Source organism: Methylobacterium sp. D54C (assembly GCF_053345595.1).
Genome location: NZ_JBKFAK010000011.1, coordinates 1 through 22,714, shown reverse-complemented (window position 1 = coordinate 22,714; position 22,714 = coordinate 1). Strand labels below are relative to the sequence as shown.

Genomic DNA, 22,714 nt, shown 5'->3' with positions numbered 1-22,714 from the left:
CTGCTCTCAGGCGATACCGAGCAGGCGGATCAGCCCGAGGCTCACGGCGGTCAGGGCGGCGAGCGAGGCGACGACCGCCAGGGTGACGCGGGGTCCCGCCTTGACGACGCTGCGCACATCGACCCCGAGGCCGAGGGCCGCCATCGACACGATAGTTAGCCCGTTCGCCGTCGCGGCCATGGGGTGCACGGCCGCCTCGGGAATGAGCCCCGCCGAGCGGAGACCCGCCAGGGTCAGGAAGGCGAGGATGAACCACGGCACCAGCCGGTGCAGCGGCACCCAGCCTGGGGTGGGGCGGTCCCCTTCCGCCATGGACGGTGCGGCTGCGTCCGTTTCCGCCCGCAGCCGACTCGCTCCCAATGAGAGAGCCAGCACCACCGGCCCGAGCATCAGCACGCGGACCAGCTTGACCAGGGTTCCGACCTGGACGCTGAGGGCGGCCACGGGGGCTGTCGCGGCGAGCACCTGCGGCACGGCGTAGACCGTGAGACCCGCGAGCACGCCGTACTGCATCGGCGAGAGCCCGAGCAGCGGCACGAGCAGGGGCAAGCCGAGGACGACGAGGACTCCGAGCACGGCGGTGAACGCGATGGACGAGGCGACGTCCTCGCCGTCCGCGCCGATCACCGGGGCCGCCGCCGCGATCGCCGAGTTTCCGCAGATGGAGTTGCCGCAGGCGACGAGGATGGCAAGGCGCGGGGCCAGCCCGAGGGCCCGGCCGATGCCGTAGCTCCCGGCGATGGCGAGAGCCACCACCCCTGCAATGCCGATGAGCAGTCCGGGTCCTGCCGCAAGCAAGGTACCCAGGCTCAGCGAGGCGCCGAGCAGGACGACGGCGATCTCCAGGATGGTCTTGGCGCCGAACGCGATACCGCGAACGAAGCGCGGCCCCGGGCTCCAGACTGTGCGAACGGCCGTGCCTAGCACGATGGCGAGAACGAGAGCCTCCAACCACGCACGACCGAAGAAATACTCCTCGACCCCTTCCAGGGTGAGGGCGGCGCCTGTCACCGCGAGGCACAGGATCAGGCCGGGCAGGACGTGGCGCAGGGCAAGCTTGCGCGACATAGAAAAGGTTGCTGCGAACATGGTGCGGACACATCGTGGGCTGGATCTGCTCTGGATCATGGCCGCAGCCAATCGATCAATCCAACGGAACGTATCGAACGTGTTGATCGAATTATTTGATGAGTTGCCGGTGATCAGCAGCTTTCGTTTCTCCACACGGCCGTAGCGCCATCGGAGTGAGTGGACAGAGTTCGCGGAAGCCCTGCAGATTTTGGTTCCGGAGTTTCCAACGCAAACGACCGGATCCTTCAGGCGAGCTTGTGTTGCCTGAACAGCCAACAGTACGCCGAGCAGGGGCTGTTGAAATTACGGCTGATTTTCCCACCAACTCATCGAAGCGGACGGATCGATTTCGGCCTTGTCCAGCTTCGTTGGCGGGCGCCTTAAACGGCTGAGTTGGGTGGATTTCTGCCGGTCCGCGTCTGAGCAGAAAAGCATCGAAGCGGGCGTAGCCGTGTCGCTGACGCACCTAAAGAGGCAGTCTGACCGTCCGAATGCGGATGGGTAAAATCAGAAGCGGCCCGCAATCGTCAGGCGCACGGCCGTGGGCTCCACCGGGTGGAAGACCCGGTCGATCAGCCCCTCAGCGGGCTCGCCGGGCAGGCGCGAGACATACGCGTAGGTGATCTGGTCGGACTTGCTGTTGGTCAGGTTCAGCACGTCCAGCGAGACGCTCACGCCGTTGTTAAAGTTATAGCCGATCCGGCCGTTGAAGAGCGCGGTCGCCCGCGAGCGGATCGAATTGTCCTCGATCAGAGGCCGGGGCCCGAAATAGCGGAAGCGGAGCGACCCGAACCAGCCGAGCGGCTCGCCGAAGGTCACGCCTGCCGACGCGATGGTGGTGGGCGCCTCCGGCACCCGGTTGCCCACTGGGTCGAAGCTGGAGAACCGGGCGTTGGTGATCGTCAGATCGCCCTCTAGCGAGAGCCAGGGCGTCACGGCATAGCGGTTCGTCCACTCGACCCCGAAGCGCCGGGTCGGGCGGCTCGGCTCCGTGGTGCCGGTATCGCCCTGAAAGATGTTCTCCGAGGCGAAGTCGAGCCGGAACAGGGCGAGGCTCGTCTCCAGCCCGGCAATCGATCGGTTGCGGACGCCCACCTCGTAGCCCGTGGAGGGCACCAGGAACGGCGAGCGGGTGATGTTGAACAGGGGACTGGCGGGATCCACCGTGGCGGTGACGCCGCGGGCGTCGTTCGAGTGGAAGCCGCCGCCGTAGTTCACGTAAAACTCGGTATCGAACCACGGGCCGAAAACGAGGCCGAGCTTCGGGTTGACGATCCCGTCGGTAGCCTTGCCGGAATTGGCGGGCGTGTCCGAGCGGACATCGGCGTAGTAGCCATCGGCTCGCACCCCGACGCTCGTGCGCAGCCATTCGGTCCAACGCACCCGCGTGTCGAGGTAGAGAGCCCCGCTCGACTCCAGCACCCGGTCGTCGAGCACCCCGGAGCGGTACTGGCGGAAGGTGGTGTTAAACAGCCCGACCCGGATCGAGTCGGTGCGGGTCTGGGCGCCGACCTCGACTTCCAGCGGACGGCCGAACAGGTCGCCCTGGAAGATGTGCAACACCTCGCCGCCGCCGAGGATGCGCTGGTCGAGCTGGTGGAACTGGTCGCCGTTGACCGGGTCGTTGAGGAAGTAGGTGAAGTCGTTGAACAGGTTCATCTGGTAGCGGATCACGTAGGCCGAGGCCCGGGTGACGCCGGTTTCGTCCGTCGCGCTGAACCGCCCAGAGAGAGAGAAGCGGCTCGTGTCGCCGCCATCCGTAGGGTTGATCGTGCCGTAACGGCTGAGCTGCCCTGAGACGACGGCACGCTCGGGGATCTGGTTGGTGGCGGTCCAGCGGGCTGCATAGGCCATGCCGGTGATCGAGAAGCCATCGAGCGCAGTGCCTTGGCTGTAGCGGGCGACGCCATTGATCTTGCGCAGAGCGTCCGGGACGACCCAGGGCCCGTCGTAGACCTGCGCCTCCCCAGCAACGAGGAGGTTGCCCTCGCCCAGCGGCACCGAGGCGATCGACAGGGCGCGCTTGTAGCCGAAGCTGCCAATCGAAGTCAGCGCGAGGTTCGTCGCGACGCTGTCGAGGTAGTCGATCCGGACCGAGCCCGCAGAGGCGAAGTCGCCGTCGCGCACGAAGTACGGGCCCTTGTGGAACTCCACCGCGCCGACGAGTTCGGGGATCAGGAAGTTCAGGTCGGCGTAGCCCTGACCGTGGGCGTGAGTGCGCATGTTCACCGGCATGCCGTCGACGCTGATGGCGATGTCGGTGCCGTGGTCGAGGTTGAAGCCGCGGAGGAAGTACTGGTTGGCTTTGCCCTCGCCGCTGTGCTGGGTGACGATCAAGCCCGGGACCTCTTCGAGCACCTCTCCGGGGCGTGTGACCGGTCGGGCGTTGATGGCCGCGCCGCTGATGATGCCAGCGCTGGCGGAGTCCACCGCCAGCAGGGCGCCGCCGATTCCGGTAACGCCTCCGACGTACCCGGCGCTGGCGTTCGGCGTCCCTGGCGTGAGAGTGGTCGAAGGCTGCGCGGAGACCACGGAGATCTCGGACAGCGTGACCGCGGACGGTGATGGCGCAGCCGCATCGGGAGCTGCCCATCCAGGAGTGCATGTCGCGATGACGAGGCCGCTAGTGGTGAGCAGCGGACGGGTGACGCTGCGAACGCGAGTGCCTAGCGAGGAGCAACTGGGTCGGGAGATCGGACGAGGCACTTGCAGACCGGGCGAAGCGTGACGGTTTGCTTATTCTGGCACGGCTGGAGTATGAGAAATATACGGATAACTCACACCGCCGGATTAGCCTGGCCCTGTTGCTCGTGAGACGCAGCACCATCGGCAGCCTTGTTGTCATGGCCATGCAGATGATGAGCTTCGTCACCTTCAGGGATGAGATGCAGATGACCGTAACGGACCCCGCGCTGGGTGATGACGGCATCCGTGTAGCTCTGCATCTGAGAGACCGACCCGTGCAGAACGGCCACCTCCAGGCAGTCGTCGTGGTTGAGGTGGACGTGCATGCTGGCGATAGAGACGCCGTGCTGGTGACCCTGATCGGTCAGCCGGCGGGCCAGATCGCGCGTGCCGTGGCTGTAGACGTAGCTGAGCGCCCCGTAGCAGGCCGCTGATCCAGCGCCGGCGGCGCGAGCAGGCGCCAGGGCGTCTCGGACAATATCGCGCACGGCCTCGGAGCGGCTGCCGTAGCCGCGGCTGTCGCAGAGTGCATCAATCGCCGTCAGCAGTTCGTCGTCGATGGTGATGGTAACGCGCTGCATAGGTGTCTCGATGTGACCGTCGCGGCGCAGCCAGGTGGCACCGCTTTCCACCCTTAGTCGAAGTCGTCGGAGAACGAACGAACGGCCGCTTTAGAGAACCGTCGACAGCGTTTCGATCGGCTGGGGTGGGTGGTTTTGAGCCGTTCCGCTTTCGAGCGTTAGATCAAGGGAAGCAGGCTTCCCTGTTCCACTCGCTTCCGATCCTTTGCGCCATCACCTCCACGGTGCGGCCGGAGAGTTTGGCTCACGCGGCGAAGCTACGGATTGCTGAGATCACCTTGCCCTCGCGGAAGGGCTTGTCGCAGAACACGCCCCGCGCCGGGATGGCGTCGAGGTCCGGCGCCAGAGCACCTGTCAGGACCAACTCGATGGGCGGCCACCGATCCCGGATCATCGCCATCAGCTTCAGCCCGGTGGTCGAGCCGCGCACGTCGAGATCGGCGAACACCACCCGGATGTCCGTACGCTCCTCCAGGGTGCGGACCGCCGCCTGGGCGGTGCGCACCACGACCGCGTCGCACCCCGCCTCCTCGACGAAGTCCCGCATGATCCCTGCCAGGATCGGCTCGTCCTGGAGCACAAGCACGACCGGCCGTACCCCGTCGCCGTCCGCCTCGGTCATTGTCATGAGCGCTGCACCTCGACCATTGGTGCGCGCATCACCGCGATCACCCCGTCCGTGTCGTATGTAACGTCGACTTCGCCCGTTCCGACGAGGCCCGTGCGGATTAGGCGCGAACCGAAGCCCCGTCGGGTCGGCGCCGTTACGGGTGGGCCGCCGTGCTCGCGCCACCGCAGAACCAACCCTGGCTCCCCCGTCGCGCCGTCGATCCACCACCGCAACTCGACTTGGCCTTCCTCGCCGGACAGGCTGCCGTACTTGGCCGCGTTGGTTGCCAGCTCGTGAAGCAGCAGCGACGCCGACAGAGCGGCACTGGGGCCGAGCGCCACATCGGGGCCATCGAGCGTGAAGCGGCGGGCCTCGGCCGCGGTGCCGAGCACCTCCCAGCACACGGTCCGAAGATCCGCCGCCGTCCAGTCCTTGCGCAGCAACAGGTCGTGGGCCGACGCCAAAGCCTGGATGCGCTTCTGGAATGCCTCCACCGGCTCGCGCTCCCGGACGGACCGCAGAGTCTGGTGCGCGATGCTCACGACCATCGCCATCGTGTTCTTGAGGCGGTGGGAGAGTTCGTGGTTCAGCAGGTCCTGCCGCTCCTCGGCACGCCGCCGCTCGACGGCTTGGCGGGTCAGCTCAGCGATCTGGCGGACGAACGCGACCTCTGGTTCATCCCAGGCCCGCGGGCGGTCGTCGTTCAAGTAAAGTACCGCCACCGTCCTGCCCTTCTCGACGATGGGTACGTTGACGAGCGTGCGGGCGGAGACCGCCTCCAAGGTCGCGGCGGAGGCGGCGGTGCGCGGATCCTCGCGTACGTCCGGGATGACGACCGTCCGCCCCTGCCGGAGGTCCTCGGCGTAGAGGCCGTAATCGTCCATGCGGTAGCGGCCGGCCAGCGTCGGGAACCCCGTCGCAGTCCAATCCTCTTCCACGACGAAGCTATCGCCATCCGAGCCAACGGTGCCGTAGCCCACCCGGCTAACGCCGAGCACGCGACCGAGAATGGCGGCGCCCGCCTTCGCTATCGCGTCGGTTCCGATGTCGGCCCGCAGCCTTTCCCCGAGTTCCAAGAGGCCGCTGCGACGTGCATCGGCCTCAACCCGCTCGGTCACCTCCAAGAAGATCACGCCGAAGCGCTCGTTGCTGAGCGGGAAGGCCCGGCCCTCGTACCACCGCGCCAGGGTGCCGACCTGTCGGATGAACGTCACCGGCTCTCCGGTCTCGACCACGTCGGCGAACTCGTCGACCCAGGCGTCCTCAATACCCGGAAAGACTTGGCGGATCGTGCGTCCCACGACGCTGTCCGTTGCGACGCCGACGAGCCGGCCCCAGGCGGAGTTGACGTCGACGTAGCGCCAATCCGTGATGCGCCCGGTCGGATCGCGCACGACCTCGCCGACGATGAACCCCTCGCTCAAGCGCTCGAACAGGTCGCGCCAGTGGGCCTCGCTCGCCGCAAGGCGCTCCTCGAACGACTTCTGCTCGGTGGTGTCGCGCGAGACGGACAGGATCCGCTCCGGCCGCCCGTCAGGGCCAAAAATCGGCGTCACCTGAACATCCCACCATTTGGCATTGCCGAGGAAGGTGTCCGCGCGCCCCTGGAAGTGGCCGATCCCCCCGTCCCGGGCCATAGCCAAGGCCGCCAGCGCATCGGCGTTCCCCTGGCCCTGCCAGAAGCTCGGCCATGGGCAGCCCTTGATGTGATTGAAGTCGCTGACTTCCATCACCTGCATGCCGCCCTCGCTCATGAAGGTCAGGCCGCCGTCGAGGTCGAGCACCTTGATGCAGTCGGCGGACGACGCCAGGACGCTACGCATGAACTCAGCGTCGGCCTGTTCCTTGGTGGCGAGGTTGCGCTCCTGCGTGCGGTCGCTGAACGCCTTGACGAAGCCCCGGTGTGTCCCGTCGAGCCCCCGCAGCGAGGTCATGTCGCCAACCGCATAGAACCGGCCGCCGTCCTTACGCAGATGCCAGCGCATGTCCTCGGCATGGCCATCGCGGAAGACGCCGTCCATCTCCTTGCGCATCTGACCGGTCGTTCGATCCTCCGGCGTGAAGATCCGCTCGATGGGCTGCCCGCGCATCTCCTCGGCCGACCAGCCCAGGATGCGCGTGGCCCCGACGTTCCAATCGGTCACCGTACCAGCGGTGTCGGTGACGATGATCGCCATCTCGCTGGCGCTGTCGAAGATGGCGCGTTGGCGTGCCTCGCTCTCGGCTAGGCGCTCTCGGTTGCGGTGCGCCTCGGTGACGTCGATCTGGCTGCCGAAGCGATAGCGCAGCCGTCCCTCGCCATCGAAGACGGGGCCGACGAACAGGGCATTGACGAAGGGCGTGCCGTCACGACGGTGGTTGGTGATCTCGACGGTGAGGTCGCGGTTTTCCCGGAGGGCGGCGCGGATGGCGTCGACGCGGTCGGGCTCGGTGTCGGGTCCCTGAAGAAAGCGGCAGTTTCGCCCGACGACCTCGTCGATTCCGTAGCCCGTGAGTTCGAGGAAAGCGCGGTTGGTGAAGACGATCGGATCGTCGTCCTGGTTGGGATCCGTCAGGATCATCGGCAGGCCGGTCTTGTCGACGGCGGAGAACAACACGTCGGTGTCGGTCGATGCCGGGCGTGGGTGCGGGTCGGATGGGCCCGGGCCGTAATCCGGTCGGTCGGCCAACTTCGCCCTCAGGCGGCGGACCTCTGCCTCAAGCTCCTCGCGCGTGAGGCATCGCAAATCGTTATCCATCGAGAAGTTCGCCTGCCCCCCGGCAACCAGCATCGTCCATGGGCGAGGCTGATAGCGAAGCACCGACGCCTCGTCACTGCGGCTTTCCGATCAACGCCTTGGAGGAGTTCGCCATCCAAGATTGTCCGGCGAAAGCGCAGGAGGAGATCCGCCACCCTGTCGGCCTATCGTCAGGCTCGCGACTGCAGGCTCTCCATCGGCACGCTCACCACGCAACTGACGCCCTCGACCCGGTACTCGATGGCGACCCGTCCGCCGCCCATTCCGCGCTCGATCAGGCGCGAGCCGAAGCCCTTGCGGTCCGGCGGGGCGACCGGGGGGCCGTCCCGCTCCCGCCAGTCCAGCCGAAACTCGGCATCCTCCCTGTCCCCGGTTACGTTCCAGTCGAGGTCGACACGGCCGGCCGCAGTGGAGAGGGCTCCGTACTTGGTCGCGTTGGTCGCGAGCTCGTGCAGCACCAGCCCGAGCATCAGCGCCGCGCTCGGCCCGATGAACAGGTTCGGCCCGGAGATGTGGAACCGACCGGCTTTGTCCTGGTGCAGCGCCAGCGTCCCCCGCACGAGGTCGCGGACGTTGGCCGTCTCGGAATGTCCGAGCAGCAGGACGTCGTGCGCCTTGCCGAGGACGACCAGACGGGCCGCCAGCGCTTCCTGCGCCGCCGGCAGGCTCGCCGCGTTGCGCAGGGTCTGCGTCGCGATGGACTGCACCATGGCCAGGGTGTTCTTGAGCCGGTGGCTGAGCTCGCGGTTGAGGATGTCCTGCGACGCCTCGGCGGCCTTGCGGTCGTCGATGTCGCTGACCGCGCAAACCGCCCCGACCGTCGAGCCCCGCTCGTCCTCGACCGCCTCGCCGGTAATCATGATCCAGCGCCGCGCACCGCCCGGCCTCTGGTACAGCACCTCCAGGACCGCACGCTTGCACTCGCCCCCGGTGATGCGCGCGAGGGGATACTCGTGTCCCTCAACCCGCCGCCCGTCCTCGTAGAAGGCCACGAACGCACCGTAGGCGTCGCTCGACGAGGCGTAGAGCGTGTCGTGGCCGAGGATCTCCGCCAGGCGCTGGTTGCCCATCAGGATGCGGCCCGAGGGCGCCTCGGCGAGCAGGATGCCGACCGGCACGGTCTCCATGATCGACTTCAGCCGCGCCTCGCCTACGGCGCGGGCCGCGTCCGCCAGCTTGCGGGCGGTGATGTCCACGGCGACGCCGGGATAGCGCAGCGGCCTGCCTTCGTCGTCGAGAAAGCACCGCCCCCGGGCGTGCACCCAGGTCAGCGTCCCGTCCGCGCGAAGCAGGCGGTACTCCTCGCTGAACTCGCCCCCTGTATCGAGGGCGGTCTGGATGCGCTCGCCTACCCAGCCCCGGTCGTCCGGGTGGATGCCGTCGACGAAGGCGGCGAGCGGCGCCCCCCCGGCGGCCTCCTTCGGATCGACGCCGTACATGCGGGCGAACTGCTCCCCTGCGTAGAGCCGGTTGGCCGGGATGTCCCAATCCCACCACCCGAGGCTGCCGGACGCCGCGAAGGCGAAGGCCAGCCGCTCCTGCGACGTCCGAAGCGCGTCGCGGGTCGTCCGCATCTCCGCGTTGAGCCGCCGTTCGCGCATCAAGGTCATCACCTGCCGGGCTAGCCGTCGCAGGGCGTCCGCCTCCCTTTCGGTCAGGCCCCCGGGCCGGGGGTCGTGGTCGATGACGCACAGGCTGCCGAGCACCTGCCCGTCCGCGTCCCGCAGCGGTGCCCCGGCATAGAAGCGGATGAACGGCTCCCCGGTCACCAGCGGGTTGTTCCGGGTCCGCGGATCGACGGTCAGGTCCGGGATGGTCAGGAGGTCCTGAGCGGCCAGAGTGTATGCGCAGACCGAGGCGTTGAGGGTCGTCTCGCAGAGCGGGAAACCGACCTGCGCCTTGAACCATTGCCGGTCTTCCGCGACGAAGCTGACGAGCGCGACGGGCGTGTCGCAAACCAATGCGGCCAGTTGGGCGATGTCGTCGAATTCCGCCTCCGGCGGGGTGTGCAGGATGCCGGTCGCCGCCAGCGCTTCGAGGCGGACCGGATCGCGTACCAGGGACGGTAGGGCAGGCTTCGGCATGTTATCGGGCGAGTGTCGGAATCGTAGACTAGACGAGTTGCGCGCAACCGTCTTGTGGTCTGAGGTTACATCCCGGTCCGATCATGGATGAATTCGGTGTCGGGCTTCGGAGAGTACGAACGGTCGTGTCGTCAGGGACGTTTCGACCTTGCCTCCTGGATGGCGCGACGGAGGATGCGCGACAGGTCAGCCACCGAGTACGGCTTGCGCAACAGGTCGAAGCCATGGGTACCCTCGGCCGCCAGCACGTCGCTGTAGCCTGAGGTCAGGACGACCGGAATGTCCGGTCGTCGCCGTCGGATCTCGCCCGCGAGCTCGACGCCGTTCATGCCTGGCATCATTACGTCCGAGAACACCACCTCGAACCGGAACGGGATGCGCTCGATCTCGGCCAGGGCCTTTTCCGCGTCGGTCGCCCAGACCGTCGAGAAGCCCAGTTCGCTCAACGCTTGCTGGGCGAAGGCCCCGACATCGAGGTTGTCCTCAACGACAAGGACGCAAGTGCCATGGCCTTCCGCCAACGCCTCCGGTTCCGCGTCGGGCACCGAGGCGGCGGCTGGGGCGACACGGGGAAGGTAGAGGGTGAAGGTCGTCCCGGCGCCCTCCCGGCTCTCGACCGTGATCTCGCCGCCGGACTGCTTGGCGAAGCCGAACACCTGGCTGAGGCCGAGACCTGTGCCCTGGCCGACGGTCTTCGTCGTGAAGAACGGCTCGAAGATGCGCTCCAGGTTCTCCGGCGCGATGCCCGATCCCGTGTCGGAGATCGAGACCGCGATGAAGTCGCCGCGCTGGGCCGGGTGCGCCCGGACGGCGGGGATGCGGGTGGTGCGGCGAAGGCGGATGCGCAGACGACCCTCGCCGTCCATCGCGTCCCGGGCATTCACGACCAGGTTCACCAGCGCGGTATCGAACTGGCTTGGGTCGGCGTTCACGTGAAGGTCCTGCGGTTCGCCGGCAGGCAGGTCAAGCTGCACGTTCACGCGGGCGCCGGTGAGCGTGCCGACCATGTCGGCGAGCGCCGCCACCGCTTGGTTGACCGCGAAGGTCTCGGGCCTGAGCGCCTGCCGCCGGGCGAAGGCGAGGAGTTGAGCCGTTAGCTTGGCGGCCCGGTCGACCGTGTCGGAAATGGCACCGACGTAGCGCAACCGCCGTTCCTCGACGAGGTTCGGACGCTTCAACAGGTCCGTCGACGACTTGATGACCGTCAGCAGGTTGTTGAAATCATGGGCGACGCCGCCTGTGAGCTGACCGACCGCCTCCAGCTTCTGGGATTGCCGAAGTTGCTCCTCCAAGGCGCGGCGTTCGGTGATGTCGCGGCCCGCGGCGTAGAAGTGGTCGCCGCGCGGGATGGCGTTCCAGGACACCCAGCGATGGCCGCCGTTCTTCATCCGCATGCGCACGTCGACGTCTTGCAGGGCCGCGCCGCCGGTGACGCGCTCGAAGGCGGCGGCGGCCTCCGGGATGTCGGCGGGGTGGACCAAGGCATCGAAGCGGGCGCCGACGACCTCGGCGGCGTCCCAGCCCAGCATCTCCGTCCAGGCGTCGTTCGCCTTGCGGAAGGTGCCGTCCAGCCCGCAAACCACGAAAAGGTCGCGGCTGGCCCGCCAGACCATGTCGCGCTCGTCGGCCCGTTCCTGGGCGGTGGCCTCCAGATGATTTTCGAGGCGTCGCCGGTCGGTAATGTCGTTGAACAGGATGGCGACCCTGTGCTGTTCGGGCTCGCCCACACGCAGGGCGTGGACGTCGAACCAGCGCCCCAGGGCTACCGCGCCGCTCTCGAACCGCACCGGTCGTCCCGTACGTGCGACCTCGCCGTAGGTTTCGAACCAGTGGCGTTCATGGGCCGGCGCGAGCTCGGTCATCCAGCGCCCGACGGCGTCGTGTAGGCCCGTCTGCGCCGCGAAGGCCGGGTTCACCTCGACGAAGCGGTAGTCGACCGCCCGGTCCTCGGCGTCGAAGCGCATCTCGACGACGCAGAAGCCGCTGTCGACAGCATCGAACAGGGCCCGGTAGCGGGCCTCGCTCTCGGCAAGCACGCCCTCGGTGGTGCGGAACCGAGTGACGTCCAGCTGGCTCGCGAAGAAGTAGCGGAGCTGTCCATCCGGATCGAAGACGGGGCTGACGTAGAGCTCGTTGCGGAAGGGCGTGCCGTCGCGGTGGTAGTTCAGGATCTCGACGACGACGTCCCGCCGGGCCGCGATGGCGTCCCGGACCTTGGCGATGTCGGCGGGGTCCGTGCCGGGCCCCTGCAGGAACCGGCAGTTCCTCCCGATCAGCTCGTCGGCGTCGTACCCGCACAGGTTCTGGAAGGCCCGATTGGCGAAGACGATGGGGTTGTCGGGCAGGTTGGGGTCGGTGATGATTTGCGGCATGCGGGTCTTCTCCGCCGCCGTGAACAGTAGGTCGGTGGAGGCCGCGGAGGTCCGCTGCCCTTGGCCCGGCCGACGCAGGCCGTCGCCGAGTTGGGCCTCAAGCCTCGCCACGCGGTCTTCGAGCTCACGCTCGCGTCGGCGCAGCCTCTCGTTTTCTTCGTCCATAGGCCCCCGCTTGCGGGCGTGAGTAGCTTTGCGACCGACGTGGGACAACCACGAGCCGGACAACGCGGCGACACGGCGCAGGTCCGCCCGCGGGCACGGAATTTCCGGGCAGCACTACGGAGTTCACCTCGCGCGGGACATCGCGGACCTCCGCGCGTTGTCGTCCGCGTCCACTCCCGGGAGCCGAACGTGGGGGGCATGATGCAGTCCGATACGCCGAAGCCAGGGGACGACCCGTTGCCGCCCATCGGCGATCCGCCGCCGGACCCGGTACCGCCGGAAGGCGATCCGCCGGGCGAGCCTCCGGCGCCCCAGCCTCCTGGGCCGATCAACGGGCGCTAGGGGAACCCAGCGGCGTCAGGGACCCGCGTCCCTCACCGGGCGCAGGGGCACGACGTTCCCGGCCTCCGGTGGCGCCGCGGCACCCTTCAGGATCTCGGCGACCTTGCGGGCGAGCTGTTCGCGCTTGAACGGCTTGCCCACGAGGTGGACCCCATCGTCGAGCCGGCCGTGGTGCACGATGCTGTTCTCCGTGTAGCCGGACATGAACAGCACCCGCACCTCCGGACGCAGCGCCTGCACCCGTTCCGCGAGTTCGCGCCCGCGGACCTTGCCCGGTAGGACCACGTCCGTGAGCAGCAGGTCGACCGAGGCGAGGTTGGTCCCAAACACTCGGAGCGCATCCTCGCCGTCGACGGCTTCCAGCACTCGGTAGCCGAGGTCGGAGAGGATCGCGCAGGCGATTTCGCGCACCCCCGCTTCGTCTTCGACGACCAGCACCGTGGCCGAGCCACGCGGCAACTCGACTGGCGCGCCTGTGACCGGCGCGGCGGCCACGGCACCGACCGCCCGGGGCAAGTAGATCTTCACGGTCGTGCCCTCGCCGGGCTCCGAGTAGATCTTCACGTGTCCGCCCGACTGCTTGACGAAGCCGAACACCATGGCGAGGCCGAGCCCGGTGCCCTTGCCGTCGGGCTTGGTCGTGAAGAACGGCTCGAACACGCGCCTGACGACGTCCGGGGTCATGCCGTGGCCAGTGTCCGAGACCGCCACCATGGCGTAGTCGCCCGGCGTAATCTCGGCGTTGTTCCGGGCGTAGGCCTCGTCGAGGACCTTGTTGCCGAGCTCGATGGTGAGCCGGCCGCCGCCCGGCATCGCATCCCGGGCGTTCAGCGCGAGGTTGAGGACGGCGCTCTCCAACTGGGCCGGGTCGGCCATGGCAGGCCACAGGCCGGCGGTCTCGACGTAGCGGACCTCGATGTGCTCGCCGAGCGTGCGCCGCAGGAGCGGGATCAGGTCCGGCATCGTCGCGGCGAGGTCGACGGGCGCCGGGGCGAGCGGTTGCTTGCGCGCGAAGGCGAGGAGTTGGCCCGTCAGGGTCGCTCCTCGCTGGGCCGCCCACGCCGCACGCTCAATCCGCTGCTGCAGCCTGGCGTCGCCGTCGAGCTTAGCCCGGACGAACTCCAGGTTCCCGAGGATGACCTGCAGCAGGTTGTTGAAGTCGTGCGCGATGCCGCCGGTCAGTTGCCCCACTGCCTGCATCTTCTGGGCCTCGCGCAGCACGGCCTCGGCCTGGGCGCGCTTGGTCATGTCCGAGATGGTCAGGACGAAGCCGCCGTCCGGCATCGGCGTCCGGCGGATCTCAAGGTGATGCCCGTCCGCGCGCTCGCGCTCGTACGTGACCGCCTCACGGGGATTCCGGCTGCCGTGGCGGACCTGGTCCTCGGTCTCCAGGGCGGGGCGACCGGGCTCGCCGGTGTGGTCGGCGAAGGCGCCGTAAGCGATGCCGGGGCGGAGCATGGCCTTCGGCAGGTCGAGCAGCACCTGGAAGCACTCGTTCCAGTTCGCGAGCTTGCGCTCGGGGCCGAACACCGCGACGCCCTGGCTGAGGCTATCGATGGTGGTGCGTAAGCGCAGCGCCAGGGCCCGCTGCTCGGCCTCGGTCGCGTAGGAGCGCGACCATGCCTGGTTCAGGAGGCGGGCCGCCCAGAGCATCGTGAGGACGGCCAGTGCCGATCCGGCGATGACCATCCAGCGCACCCAGGCCGCCCGACCGTCGTTCTGCGCGAGGCGTTCGTCGAGCAAACGCTGCTCCTCGGCCAGCATGCCGTCGAGCATGACCTCGGCTTCGCGCATGTGGTTGCGGCCGGCGTCGCCGTTGACAATGCGCAGGGCGTTCTCAAGGCCGCCGTCGCGGCGCGCCTGCAAGGTCTGGGCGAGCTCCTCCAGCTTCTGCTGGATGGCCGGTGCCAGGGCGCGGATGCGCTCCTGCTGCGTGGGGTTGTCGGCGGTCAGCTTCTGCAACTCGCCCTGGAGCAGGCCGAGCCGGTCGCGGGCGGCGTCGTAGGGCGCGAGGTACTCGTCGCGGCCGGTGAGGACGTAGCCGCGCTGACCACGCTCGGCGTCGCGCAGGGCGATCGCGAGGTCCTTGGTAGTGCTCAGGACCCGGTAGCTGTGCTGCGACCACTCCCGGGCCTCGCGCGAGGCGTTGAGGCGCTCCCAGGTCACCGCGCCGACCAGGGCGACGATGGCCATGAGGACACCGAGCACGAGGAGGTTGGCGCGCCTGACGAGGTACTGGGTCATGGTGTCCGTGATTGCGCCGGCCGCCCGCAGCCAGCCTTCGGACGCAAACGCCGTGCGACCTTGGCCGTAAGCTCGGGACGAGGGCCATCGCCTGCCCGCTGGTCCGTAACCATCGCCTATGTCGCGATTGCGGGAATTTGCGGGCGGGCCGACGGAGGGAGCGCATTTCAACATAATGGACACGGCCCCGGCCTGCGTCATTGTCCGCAGTGGCTGGGGGCTCGTCGAGGCGTTGTCGGATGCGACCGTCCGACCGGAGCCGTTATGCTGAACCCGTTCTTTGCCGCGTTCCTCCTCGCCGTGGAGGCCCAGAAGGTCATCGAGTTGCGGCTCGTGCGGATCGCCTGGGGCGGCGCCGAGGGCCAGGTCGAGATGGTCTCGATGGTCGGTGAGAAGGTCGTGGCGGCGATGGAGGCCGCCAACACGCTGATGGCGGGCGGCAGCCAGGGCGACGTCATCGCGCGCTACCGGGAGCTCGTCGCGGACAACACCCACCGCCTGATGGCCTGAGCCGAATTCGGCGACGACGGGGTGTAGGCTGTCATAAGCCGACGTTGCGGGCGTACCTGCCCTGATTGCGCGACTTGACGAAGCAATTTTCGAGACCCGCACACGTATCTTCCGTCCGTCCGAGGCCTGGTCCGCTTACGGGAGGCGCTCAGCCGCTCATGAACGACTGCGTTGGGTCGATGGGAGGTTTTCCGCTTTCCTGGTCGACACACTCTGAAGCGGCCATTCCGCTTTCGGCCAGACAACTTCACGCCAATGCGGCAGCGCGCGTAAAACCAGCTGTTCGGCTCCGCGGTCTTGGTGCGGGCTATCGCCAGGTTCATGACTGGCTTCGCGCCAGAACAGATCCGGCCGCCGACTACTTAGCTAAAGACAATGCCTTGACGGGTCGGAACTAGCAACTGCCACGCCGCTACGGCAGGCTGGTCCCCACCAGCGTGGCGTCCTTAACGGCACTGCGGCTCCCCCGTTACGAGCAGATGGACCTGACGGCGTACGATGTGGCCGTGACCGTGCGGGACATCACCGTGCGCGCCAGGGCCGTCATCGTCATGGTATAGCACGCGGTCCTAGCCGGCCACGCGATCCGCCTTCCTCCGGGCTTAACCCCTGGCGCGGACGGTCGCCCGGTCGCTGGGCTGCAACGAGAAGGTGTTCCTGTAGATCGAGCGCGATGCCGCGTTAGGGTTGGACACGCACGGCCGAAACCGAATTCGAGGACATTATCCTCGAGCACTACCTCGCAAAGGGCTTAGCCTACCGGAACGCGGCGCCGGTCCGCCATCATCCGCGCCCAGCCGGACCTGCGCGAGGATCTCGTTGATCACTACGTCGAGAGCGTCCACATAAAATAGCGTGGGAGCCCGAAGCCGCCATGCCTCGCGGCTGACTATAAGGAGACCATTCTGCCGTCAGCGCGATTCTCGATGCTGATAGCGGTGCTCCTAGTAGTCGCTCAACTCGTCCTCAGGTCGTCCGAGGTCGAGCGCCACTATCTCTAGATAGATCTAAATCACTGATTTTGCTGGCGACCCCGGTAGGGCTCGAACCTACGACCTGCCGCTTAGAAGGCGGCTGCTCTATCCAGCTGAGCTACGGAGTCGGGGCCAGGCGGCCCCAGAAGCCACGGGCTCGCCCGAGGGTCAAGCGCGCGGGGCGAGGACCGGCGCGGCGTCCCGGATCGGGCCGAGGATGGAGAGACTGCCCCGCGGCGATGCGCCGGACGCGCCTTCGCGATCCGGCGCCGGGAGCGGGCCGGGGTTGCGCGCCGCCGCGGATCCGGTCAGGCCGGAGCGCGGTTCATGCCGGGGCGCCGCGCCCCCGTCGGGAGACCGAGCTTGACCGCGCCGAGTCCCACAGCCTCGCCCCCCGGACGTGTCCGGCGCCGCCGCCTCGCCGCCGGCCGGGGCAGCCTGAGCCGGCCGGGCGGCGATCTGCGGCGCCTGCCCACGGGCCTCGACCTCCGGAACGTGCGGCTCGTGGAGGGCGTGCGCGCCGCCTTCGCGTTCGGCGTCGTCATCCTCCTCAACATCTGGATCCAGTGGTCGCCGCTGCTGACCATGGCGCTCGCCGCCAACCTCGCCTGCTTCTGCGACAACGGCGGCCCGATGCGGGCGCGCCTGCGCGTCCTCACCGCCTTCTCGTTCCTCGGCGGCCTGCTCTGGGCCGGCCTCGGCCTGATCCAGCCCCTCGGCCTGCCGGTGGTCGTCCCGGTCGCCTGCGCGCTGATCTTCGCCTGCTCGTACGCGCGCGTCTGGAGCGTGCAGGCCCAGTCGGCCGGCAACGTGCTCGTGGTGGTCCTGTGCATCGCCCTCGACCGGCCGCTCGACGTCGCGCAGGCGGCCGTCACCGCGGCGATGTTCGCCGCCGGCGGTCTCTGGGCGACCTTCCTGGCCCTGGTCATCTGGCGGCTGCACCCGTACCGACCGGCCCACCGGGCGGTGGCGGAGGTCTGGCACAACCTCGCCCGGCTCTGCGGCGACCTCGAGCGGCTCGTCGCCCTGCCGGAGCCCGACACGGCCGCCTTCGACGGCCACGCGCGGGGCCACCGCCGCGGCGTGCGGGCGAGCATCGAGACCGCGCGGACCATGATCCTCGACCTCGCCCGCTCCCGCGAGCGGGTCTCGGACCGCACCGCCCAGGCCCTGCTGCGCCTGGAGAGCGCCGAGCAGATCTTCGCCGCGCTGATCGCCGTGGGCGAGTTGATCGACAGCCGGCCCGACGCGCGCCGCCGGGCGCTCGCCAAGGTCTTCCTGCGGCGCCTGCGCCCCCTGCTGGTGACCATCGCCCGGGCGATCCGCGACGACGTCAACCTCGACCTCGCCCGCCTGGAGCACTCCATCGCCCGGGTGGCCGAGGGCCTGTCGGAGGACCCGACCCTGGCCCGCCTCGCCGACCGGATCGCCGGGCGCGTGCGGCTCGGCGCCAAGCTGTCGACGCCGGAGGGCTACCGGCCCGGCGGCACGATCACAGAGGGCGGCAGCCTCGACCGCTGGACCCGCTACGTCGGGCCGCTGGCGCAGAACTTCACCCTGGCCTCGCCCAACCTGCGGCACGCCCTGCGGGCGAGCGCGGTCGCGGCGCCGGCGCTCGCCGCCACCCTGACCTACGCGGGCGCCTTCACGCACTGGCTGGTGATGACCGTGGTGCTCACCATGCAGCCCTTCTACGCGGCGACGTGGCAGCGGGCCCTGGAGCGGATCGGCGGCACGGTGCTGGGCGGCCTCGTGGGGGCCGGGCTAGCCTACTACGCCACGAGCCCGCTGGCGGAGGCCGGGCTCATCCTCGTGCTCAGCATCGTCGGCTTCGCGGCGCGCCAGATCTCGTACGGGTTCTTCGTCACCTGCCTGACGCCCCTCGTGGTGCTGCTCGTCGAGTTGCTGGAGCCCGGCCACAGCTCCTGGGAGATCGTCGCCATGCGGGGCGGCTTCACGGTGCTGGGCGGCGTGATCGCGGTGGCGAGCTGCCTGGTGCTCTGGCCGATCTGGGAGCCCGATCAGGTCCGGCAGGAGCTGCGCCGGGCGCTGAAGGCCCAGGCCGGGCTCGCCGAGGCGGTGCTCCGCGCGCCGCCCGGCGAGGGCCGCGAGGCCGCGATCGCGGCGCAAAGCCGCGAGGCCGGCCTCGCCCTCAACGATCTGGAGGCGGCGCTGTCCCGCGCCCTGCAGCAGCCCCGGGCCGGCAGCCACCCGGAGGTGGAATCCGCCCTGGTGGCCGACGCGACCCTGCGCCGGATCAGCGCCCGGCTGATCGTCCTGCGGCACGCCCCGGAGGCGGCCGCCCCCGAGGCGGAGACCTGGCGGGCCTGGATCACCGCGACCCTGGCGGCCCTGGGCGCGGACAGGCCCGTGCCCGAGCGGCCGGCGCTGGATCGCGGACAGTCGCTCGTGCGCCTCGTCAGCCAGGTCGATCTTCTGGTCGGAACCCTGCGGCCCGGGGAGATCCGGGCCGCGTCGGGGGTCGATGGCGGGGCCCCGGCTTCGGGCCAAGGGACCACGGCGCGGGCCGGTCAGCCCGTCCTGCCGTCCTGACGGACGGCCCCCCGTCAGAACCGCGGCAGGGCGTTGGCCGGGCCGCCGGCATGCGGGCCGCTGTAGCGGTAGGCGGCCGGCCGGGCCGGGCCGGCGGCGTCCCGGTACAGGACGGGGGCGTTGCCGACCCAGCCCGAATAGGCCGAGGCCGGGTAGGGCGAGTGCTTCGAGTCCAGGCCCTGCGCGAGGGCGGGCGTGGCGACCGCGGCGACCAGGGCGGCGGCGGCGAGCATGCGAACGGTCATGATGATCTCCGAGTGTCTTCGTATGACTTCAGCGGGAAGTCATCCGGTCAACCGTGTCGAGTGAGGAAGATCGTCGTCGCGATGCGCTGGGCGGCGGTCTTGATCGCTCCGGCTTTGCTTGGCCGAATGTGACCTCTCAACGGAGATACTCTGCCCCGGGTTCGACCGCCGCCGTGCGCTGGCGCACGGGGAGACGCGGCGCGGGCCGGAAGGCGCGCGACGGGCCCAGGCACGGCCGGGGATGCGTCCCGCGCCGAAGCGTGGCACAGACCGCGGCCTGAGAGGGATGCAGACCATGCGGCTGATCGTCGGCCTCGGAAACCCGGGCGCGCGCTACGCGGGCAACCGGCACAATATCGGCTTCCTCGCCGTCGACGCGATCGCCCGACAGCACCGGGCGAGCCCGTTCCGCCACCGGTTCCAGGGCGAGGCCGCCGAGGTTGTGCTGGGCACCGAGCGGGCGATCCTGCTGAAGCCCTCGACCTTCATGAACGAGTCCGGCCGCGCGGTCTCGGAGGCGCAGCGCTTCTACAAGATCCCGCTCGGCGACGTGATCGTGCTGCACGACGAGCTCGACCTCGCCCCGGCCAAGCTCCGGGTGAAGCTCGGCGGCGGCAATGCCGGCCATAACGGCCTGCGCTCGATCACCGCGCAGTGCGGCAACGATTACCGCCGGGTGCGGCTCGGCATCGGCCATCCCGGCGACAAGGCGCTGGTCCATGCCTACGTGCTCAACGATTTCGGCAAGGCCGAGCTGCCCTGGGTCGAGGATCTCTGCCGGGCGGTGGCCGACCACGCCGCCCTGCTCGCCGCCGGCGAGGACGCGAGCTTCCAGAACAAGGTCCACCTCGCCATGGCCGGCCGCGGCTGGGACGACGTGAAGACGCTGGGCGCCAGAAATTGACACGCCCACACGGGGACGGGATATCGGGGCGGGCGAGAGGGTCCGATGAAGGCGGTGCGCGTCGCGCCCGGCTGTCGGCGGTTCGATTGCCTCCCGGCGGCCGCGGCCCGGCGCGTCGGTGTCGCGCGCGCTCGACCGAGGACGGGGCGCGCGGCGTCGTGTTCGCGGGCCCGATTCTCATCAACCCATTCCGCGCGTCGCTCGACGACGCGCTGCGACGGAACTGACCCATGGGCTTCAAATGCGGCATCGTCGGCCTGCCGAACGTCGGCAAGTCGACCCTCTTCAACGCGCTGACGCAGACGGCGGCCGCCCAGGCGGCGAACTACCCGTTCTGCACCATCGAGCCGAATGTCGGCGAGGTGGCGGTGCCGGATCCGCGGCTGAATGACCTCGCCCGGATCGCCTCCTCGAAGGAGATCATCCCGACGCGGCTGACCTTCGTGGACATCGCCGGCCTCGTGCGCGGCGCCTCCAAGGGCGAGGGCCTGGGCAACCAGTTCCTGGCCAATATCCGCGAGGTCGACGCCATCGCCCACGTGGTCCGCTGCTTCACAGACGGCGACGTCACCCACGTGGAGGGCAAGGTCGATCCGGCCGCCGACATCGAGACCATCGAGACCGAGCTGATGCTCGCCGACCTCGACAGCCTGGAGCGCCGCGCCCAGTCGCTGGAGAAGAAGGCCAAGGGCGCCGACAAGGAGGCCAAGGAGACCCTCGACCTCGTCAACCGCGCCCTGCCGCTCCTGCGCGACGGCAGGCCCGCCCGCCTCGTGGAGCGCAAGCCCGACGAGGAGAAGCTGTTCCAGTCGCTCGGCCTGATGACGGCCAAGCCCGTCCTCTACGTCTGCAACGTCGACGAGGGCGACGCCGACAAGGGCAACGCCTACTCGGACGCGGTCTTCGCCCGCGCCAAGGCGGAGGGTGCCGTGGCGGTGGTGGTCTCGGCCAAGATCGAGAGCGAGATCGCCGTGATGCCGGAGGCCGACCAGGCCGAGTTCCTGGAGGCGGTGGGCCTCGCCGAGCCGGGCCTGAACCGGGTGATCCGCGCCGGCTACGACCTGCTCGGCCTCGTCACCTACTTCACGGTCGGCCCCAAGGAGGCCCGCGCCTGGACGATCACCAAGGGCACCCGCGCCCCCGGGGCGGCCGGGGTGATCCACTCGGATTTCGAGAAGGGCTTCATCCGGGCCGAGACCATCGCGTTCAAGGACTACACGGCGCTCAACGGCGAGTCCGGGGCCCGGGATGCCGGCAAGCTCCGGCTGGAGGGCAAGGATTACGTGGTGCAGGACGGCGACGTACTGCACTTCCGCTTCGCCAACTGAGGTCCGGCACCCGTCATCGCGAGCGCAGCGACGCGACCTAGGGCGGCGCGACCCCGGTGAGCGCGGCGCCGCCTGGATTGCTTCGCTCCGCTCGCGAAGACGGCGATCCCGATCGCCCACCCCACCGATCAACGTGACGAGCCCACCATGCCCGATCCCGCCCTGGAAGACTTCTCCGTCGGCGACGTGATCGTCGGGGAGCCGCTGACGGTGACCCGCGACGCCATCGTGGGCTTCGCGAAGGATTTCGACTTCCAGCCCTTTCACCTCGACGAGGCGGCGGCGGAGACGACCTTCGCGGGCCGGCTGATCGGCTCGGGCTGGCACACGGCGGCCCTGGGCATGCGCCTGCTCCAGCAGGGGCCGTTCCGGGGCGGCTCGTCGCTGGGCGCGCCCGGCATCGACGAGCTGCGGTGGCTCGCGCCGGTCCTGCCGGGGGACGCGCTGACGCTGACCTTCCGGGTCGCGGGCCTGCGCGACTCGGCCTCGAAGCCGGGCCTCGGCTTCCTGACCGCCGAGGTCGCCCTCGCCAACCAGCGGGCCGAGACGGTGCTGACCCAGCGCTTCACCTTCATGCTGGCCCGCCGCGGCACCGATCCCCTGCCCCCGCGGCCCGTGGAGATCGGCGTGCCGGGGCCGGTCACCGAGCCGGAGGATGCCGAGATCCTGCCGTTCCTGCGGGACGCCGAGATCGGCGCCGTGCGGGAGCTGGGCGCCTACCCGTTCAGCGCCGAGGCGATCGTGGCCTTCGCGCGGGCCTACGACCCGCAGGCCTTCCACCTCGACCACGACGCGGCCGAGCGCAGCCATTTCGGCGGCCTCTGCGCCTCCGGCTGGCACACGACCGCCGCCTACATGAACCGGATGCTCACGACCCGCGCCCGGGACGCCGCCTACACGGCCACCCGCGGGCCGGTCCCGGAGGCGGGCCCCTCCCCCGGGTTCAAGAACCTGCGCTGGCTGAAGCCGGTCTACGCGGGCGACACGGTCCGGTTCAGCGCCAAGCTCACCGACAAGCGTGCCTCGGCGTCGCGGCCGGGCTGGGGCTTGGCCTTCGCGCGCAACACCGGGGTGAACCAGCGCGGCGAGGCGGTCTTCGCTTTCGACAGCGCGGTCTTCCACCAGTGGGAGCCGTGAGCGGGCCTCAGGCCGGCGCCTTGCCGAGCACCGCGAGGGACTGACCCAGATACACGCCCGACGGCCACGGCGCCGCCGTGCCGTCGAGGAACGTCACGCTGTCGAAGCCGATATGGTCGGCCCAGGTCTGCCAGACGCTGCGCTCGATGAACGTGTTGAGGTGCGGCACCG

Annotated in this window: 14 protein-coding genes and 1 tRNA gene; 5 read left to right on the top strand and 10 right to left on the bottom strand. The window is 69.3% G+C overall.

From position 1 onward, the window contains the following. Positions 1-6: 6 nt before the first annotated feature. The 8 genes from ACLBYB_RS20120 to ACLBYB_RS20085 all read right to left on the bottom strand — a co-directional run bounded on the left by ACLBYB_RS20120 (position 7) and on the right by ACLBYB_RS20085 (position 14,892). Positions 7-1,089 carry a YeiH family protein gene (locus ACLBYB_RS20120; protein ID WP_447699905.1) on the bottom strand — a complete coding sequence of 361 codons (1,083 nt, stop codon included), beginning with the start codon at positions 1,087-1,089 and terminating at the stop codon, positions 7-9. 489 nt (positions 1,090-1,578) lie between these two features. After that, the gene (locus ACLBYB_RS20115) at positions 1,579-3,603 is read right to left on the bottom strand and encodes a TonB-dependent receptor (protein ID WP_447699787.1); all 2,025 of its coding nucleotides are present in this window, start codon (positions 3,601-3,603) and stop codon (positions 1,579-1,581) included. Positions 3,604-3,848: 245 nt separating this feature from the next. Continuing rightward, positions 3,849-4,337, bottom strand: coding sequence for a nickel-responsive transcriptional regulator NikR (nikR, locus tag ACLBYB_RS20110; RefSeq protein ID WP_447699786.1), 489 nt, complete (start codon positions 4,335-4,337; stop codon positions 3,849-3,851). 244 nt (positions 4,338-4,581) lie between these two features. Next, complete coding sequence (locus ACLBYB_RS20105; protein WP_447699785.1) at positions 4,582-4,965, bottom strand: response regulator; 384 nt, start codon at positions 4,963-4,965, stop codon at positions 4,582-4,584. Further along, positions 4,962-7,748 carry a PAS domain S-box protein gene (locus tag ACLBYB_RS20100; protein ID WP_447699784.1) on the bottom strand — a complete coding sequence of 929 codons (2,787 nt, stop codon included), beginning with the start codon at positions 7,746-7,748 and terminating at the stop codon, positions 4,962-4,964. The genes ACLBYB_RS20105 and ACLBYB_RS20100 overlap by 4 nt, the downstream gene beginning before the upstream one ends. Before the next feature lie 107 nt (positions 7,749-7,855). After that, a complete protein-coding gene (locus ACLBYB_RS20095) occupies positions 7,856-9,769 on the bottom strand; it encodes an HWE histidine kinase domain-containing protein (RefSeq protein ID WP_447699783.1) in 1,914 nt (637 codons plus the stop codon). Between the two features lie 131 nt (positions 9,770-9,900). Next, on the bottom strand, positions 9,901-12,306 hold the full coding sequence (locus ACLBYB_RS20090) for a PAS domain S-box protein (protein WP_447699782.1): 2,406 nt from the start codon (positions 12,304-12,306) through the stop codon (positions 9,901-9,903). 357 nt (positions 12,307-12,663) lie between these two features. Next, a complete protein-coding gene (locus ACLBYB_RS20085; protein WP_447699781.1) occupies positions 12,664-14,892 on the bottom strand; it encodes a CHASE3 domain-containing protein in 2,229 nt (742 codons plus the stop codon). A gap of 264 nt (positions 14,893-15,156) precedes the next feature. Between ACLBYB_RS20085 and ACLBYB_RS20080 the strand changes: the two genes are divergently transcribed. Further along, positions 15,157-15,402, top strand: coding sequence for a hypothetical protein (locus tag ACLBYB_RS20080; protein ID WP_447699780.1), 246 nt, complete (start codon positions 15,157-15,159; stop codon positions 15,400-15,402). A 1,025-nt stretch (positions 15,403-16,427) separates the two neighbouring features. Here the strand turns inward: ACLBYB_RS20080 and ACLBYB_RS20075 are convergent. Further along, positions 16,428-16,504 (bottom strand) — tRNA-Arg (locus ACLBYB_RS20075). A 199-nt stretch (positions 16,505-16,703) separates the two neighbouring features. Between ACLBYB_RS20075 and ACLBYB_RS20070 the strand changes: the two genes are divergently transcribed. Further along, positions 16,704-18,929 (top strand): FUSC family protein, encoded by a 2,226-nt coding sequence (locus ACLBYB_RS20070; protein WP_447699779.1) that lies wholly within the window; start codon positions 16,704-16,706, stop codon positions 18,927-18,929. A 14-nt stretch (positions 18,930-18,943) separates the two neighbouring features. Here the strand turns inward: ACLBYB_RS20070 and ACLBYB_RS20065 are convergent, their stop codons facing one another. Next, a complete protein-coding gene (locus tag ACLBYB_RS20065) occupies positions 18,944-19,174 on the bottom strand; it encodes a hypothetical protein (RefSeq protein WP_020094261.1) in 231 nt (76 codons plus the stop codon). 295 nt (positions 19,175-19,469) lie between these two features. Here ACLBYB_RS20065 and pth point away from each other — a divergent pair, with 295 nt between their 5' ends. The 3 genes from pth to ACLBYB_RS20050 all read left to right on the top strand — a co-directional run bounded on the left by pth (position 19,470) and on the right by ACLBYB_RS20050 (position 22,543). Next, positions 19,470-20,078, top strand: a complete 609-nt coding sequence (pth, locus tag ACLBYB_RS20060) for an aminoacyl-tRNA hydrolase (protein WP_447682468.1) — start codon at positions 19,470-19,472, stop codon at positions 20,076-20,078. A 230-nt stretch (positions 20,079-20,308) separates the two neighbouring features. Beyond that, entirely contained in the window at positions 20,309-21,406 is a 1,098-nt protein-coding gene (ychF, locus tag ACLBYB_RS20055) for a redox-regulated ATPase YchF (RefSeq protein ID WP_447699778.1), read from the top strand. A gap of 147 nt (positions 21,407-21,553) precedes the next feature. Beyond that, positions 21,554-22,543 (top strand): MaoC/PaaZ C-terminal domain-containing protein, encoded by a 990-nt coding sequence (locus tag ACLBYB_RS20050; protein WP_447699777.1) that lies wholly within the window; start codon positions 21,554-21,556, stop codon positions 22,541-22,543. Positions 22,544-22,714 lie beyond the last annotated feature (171 nt).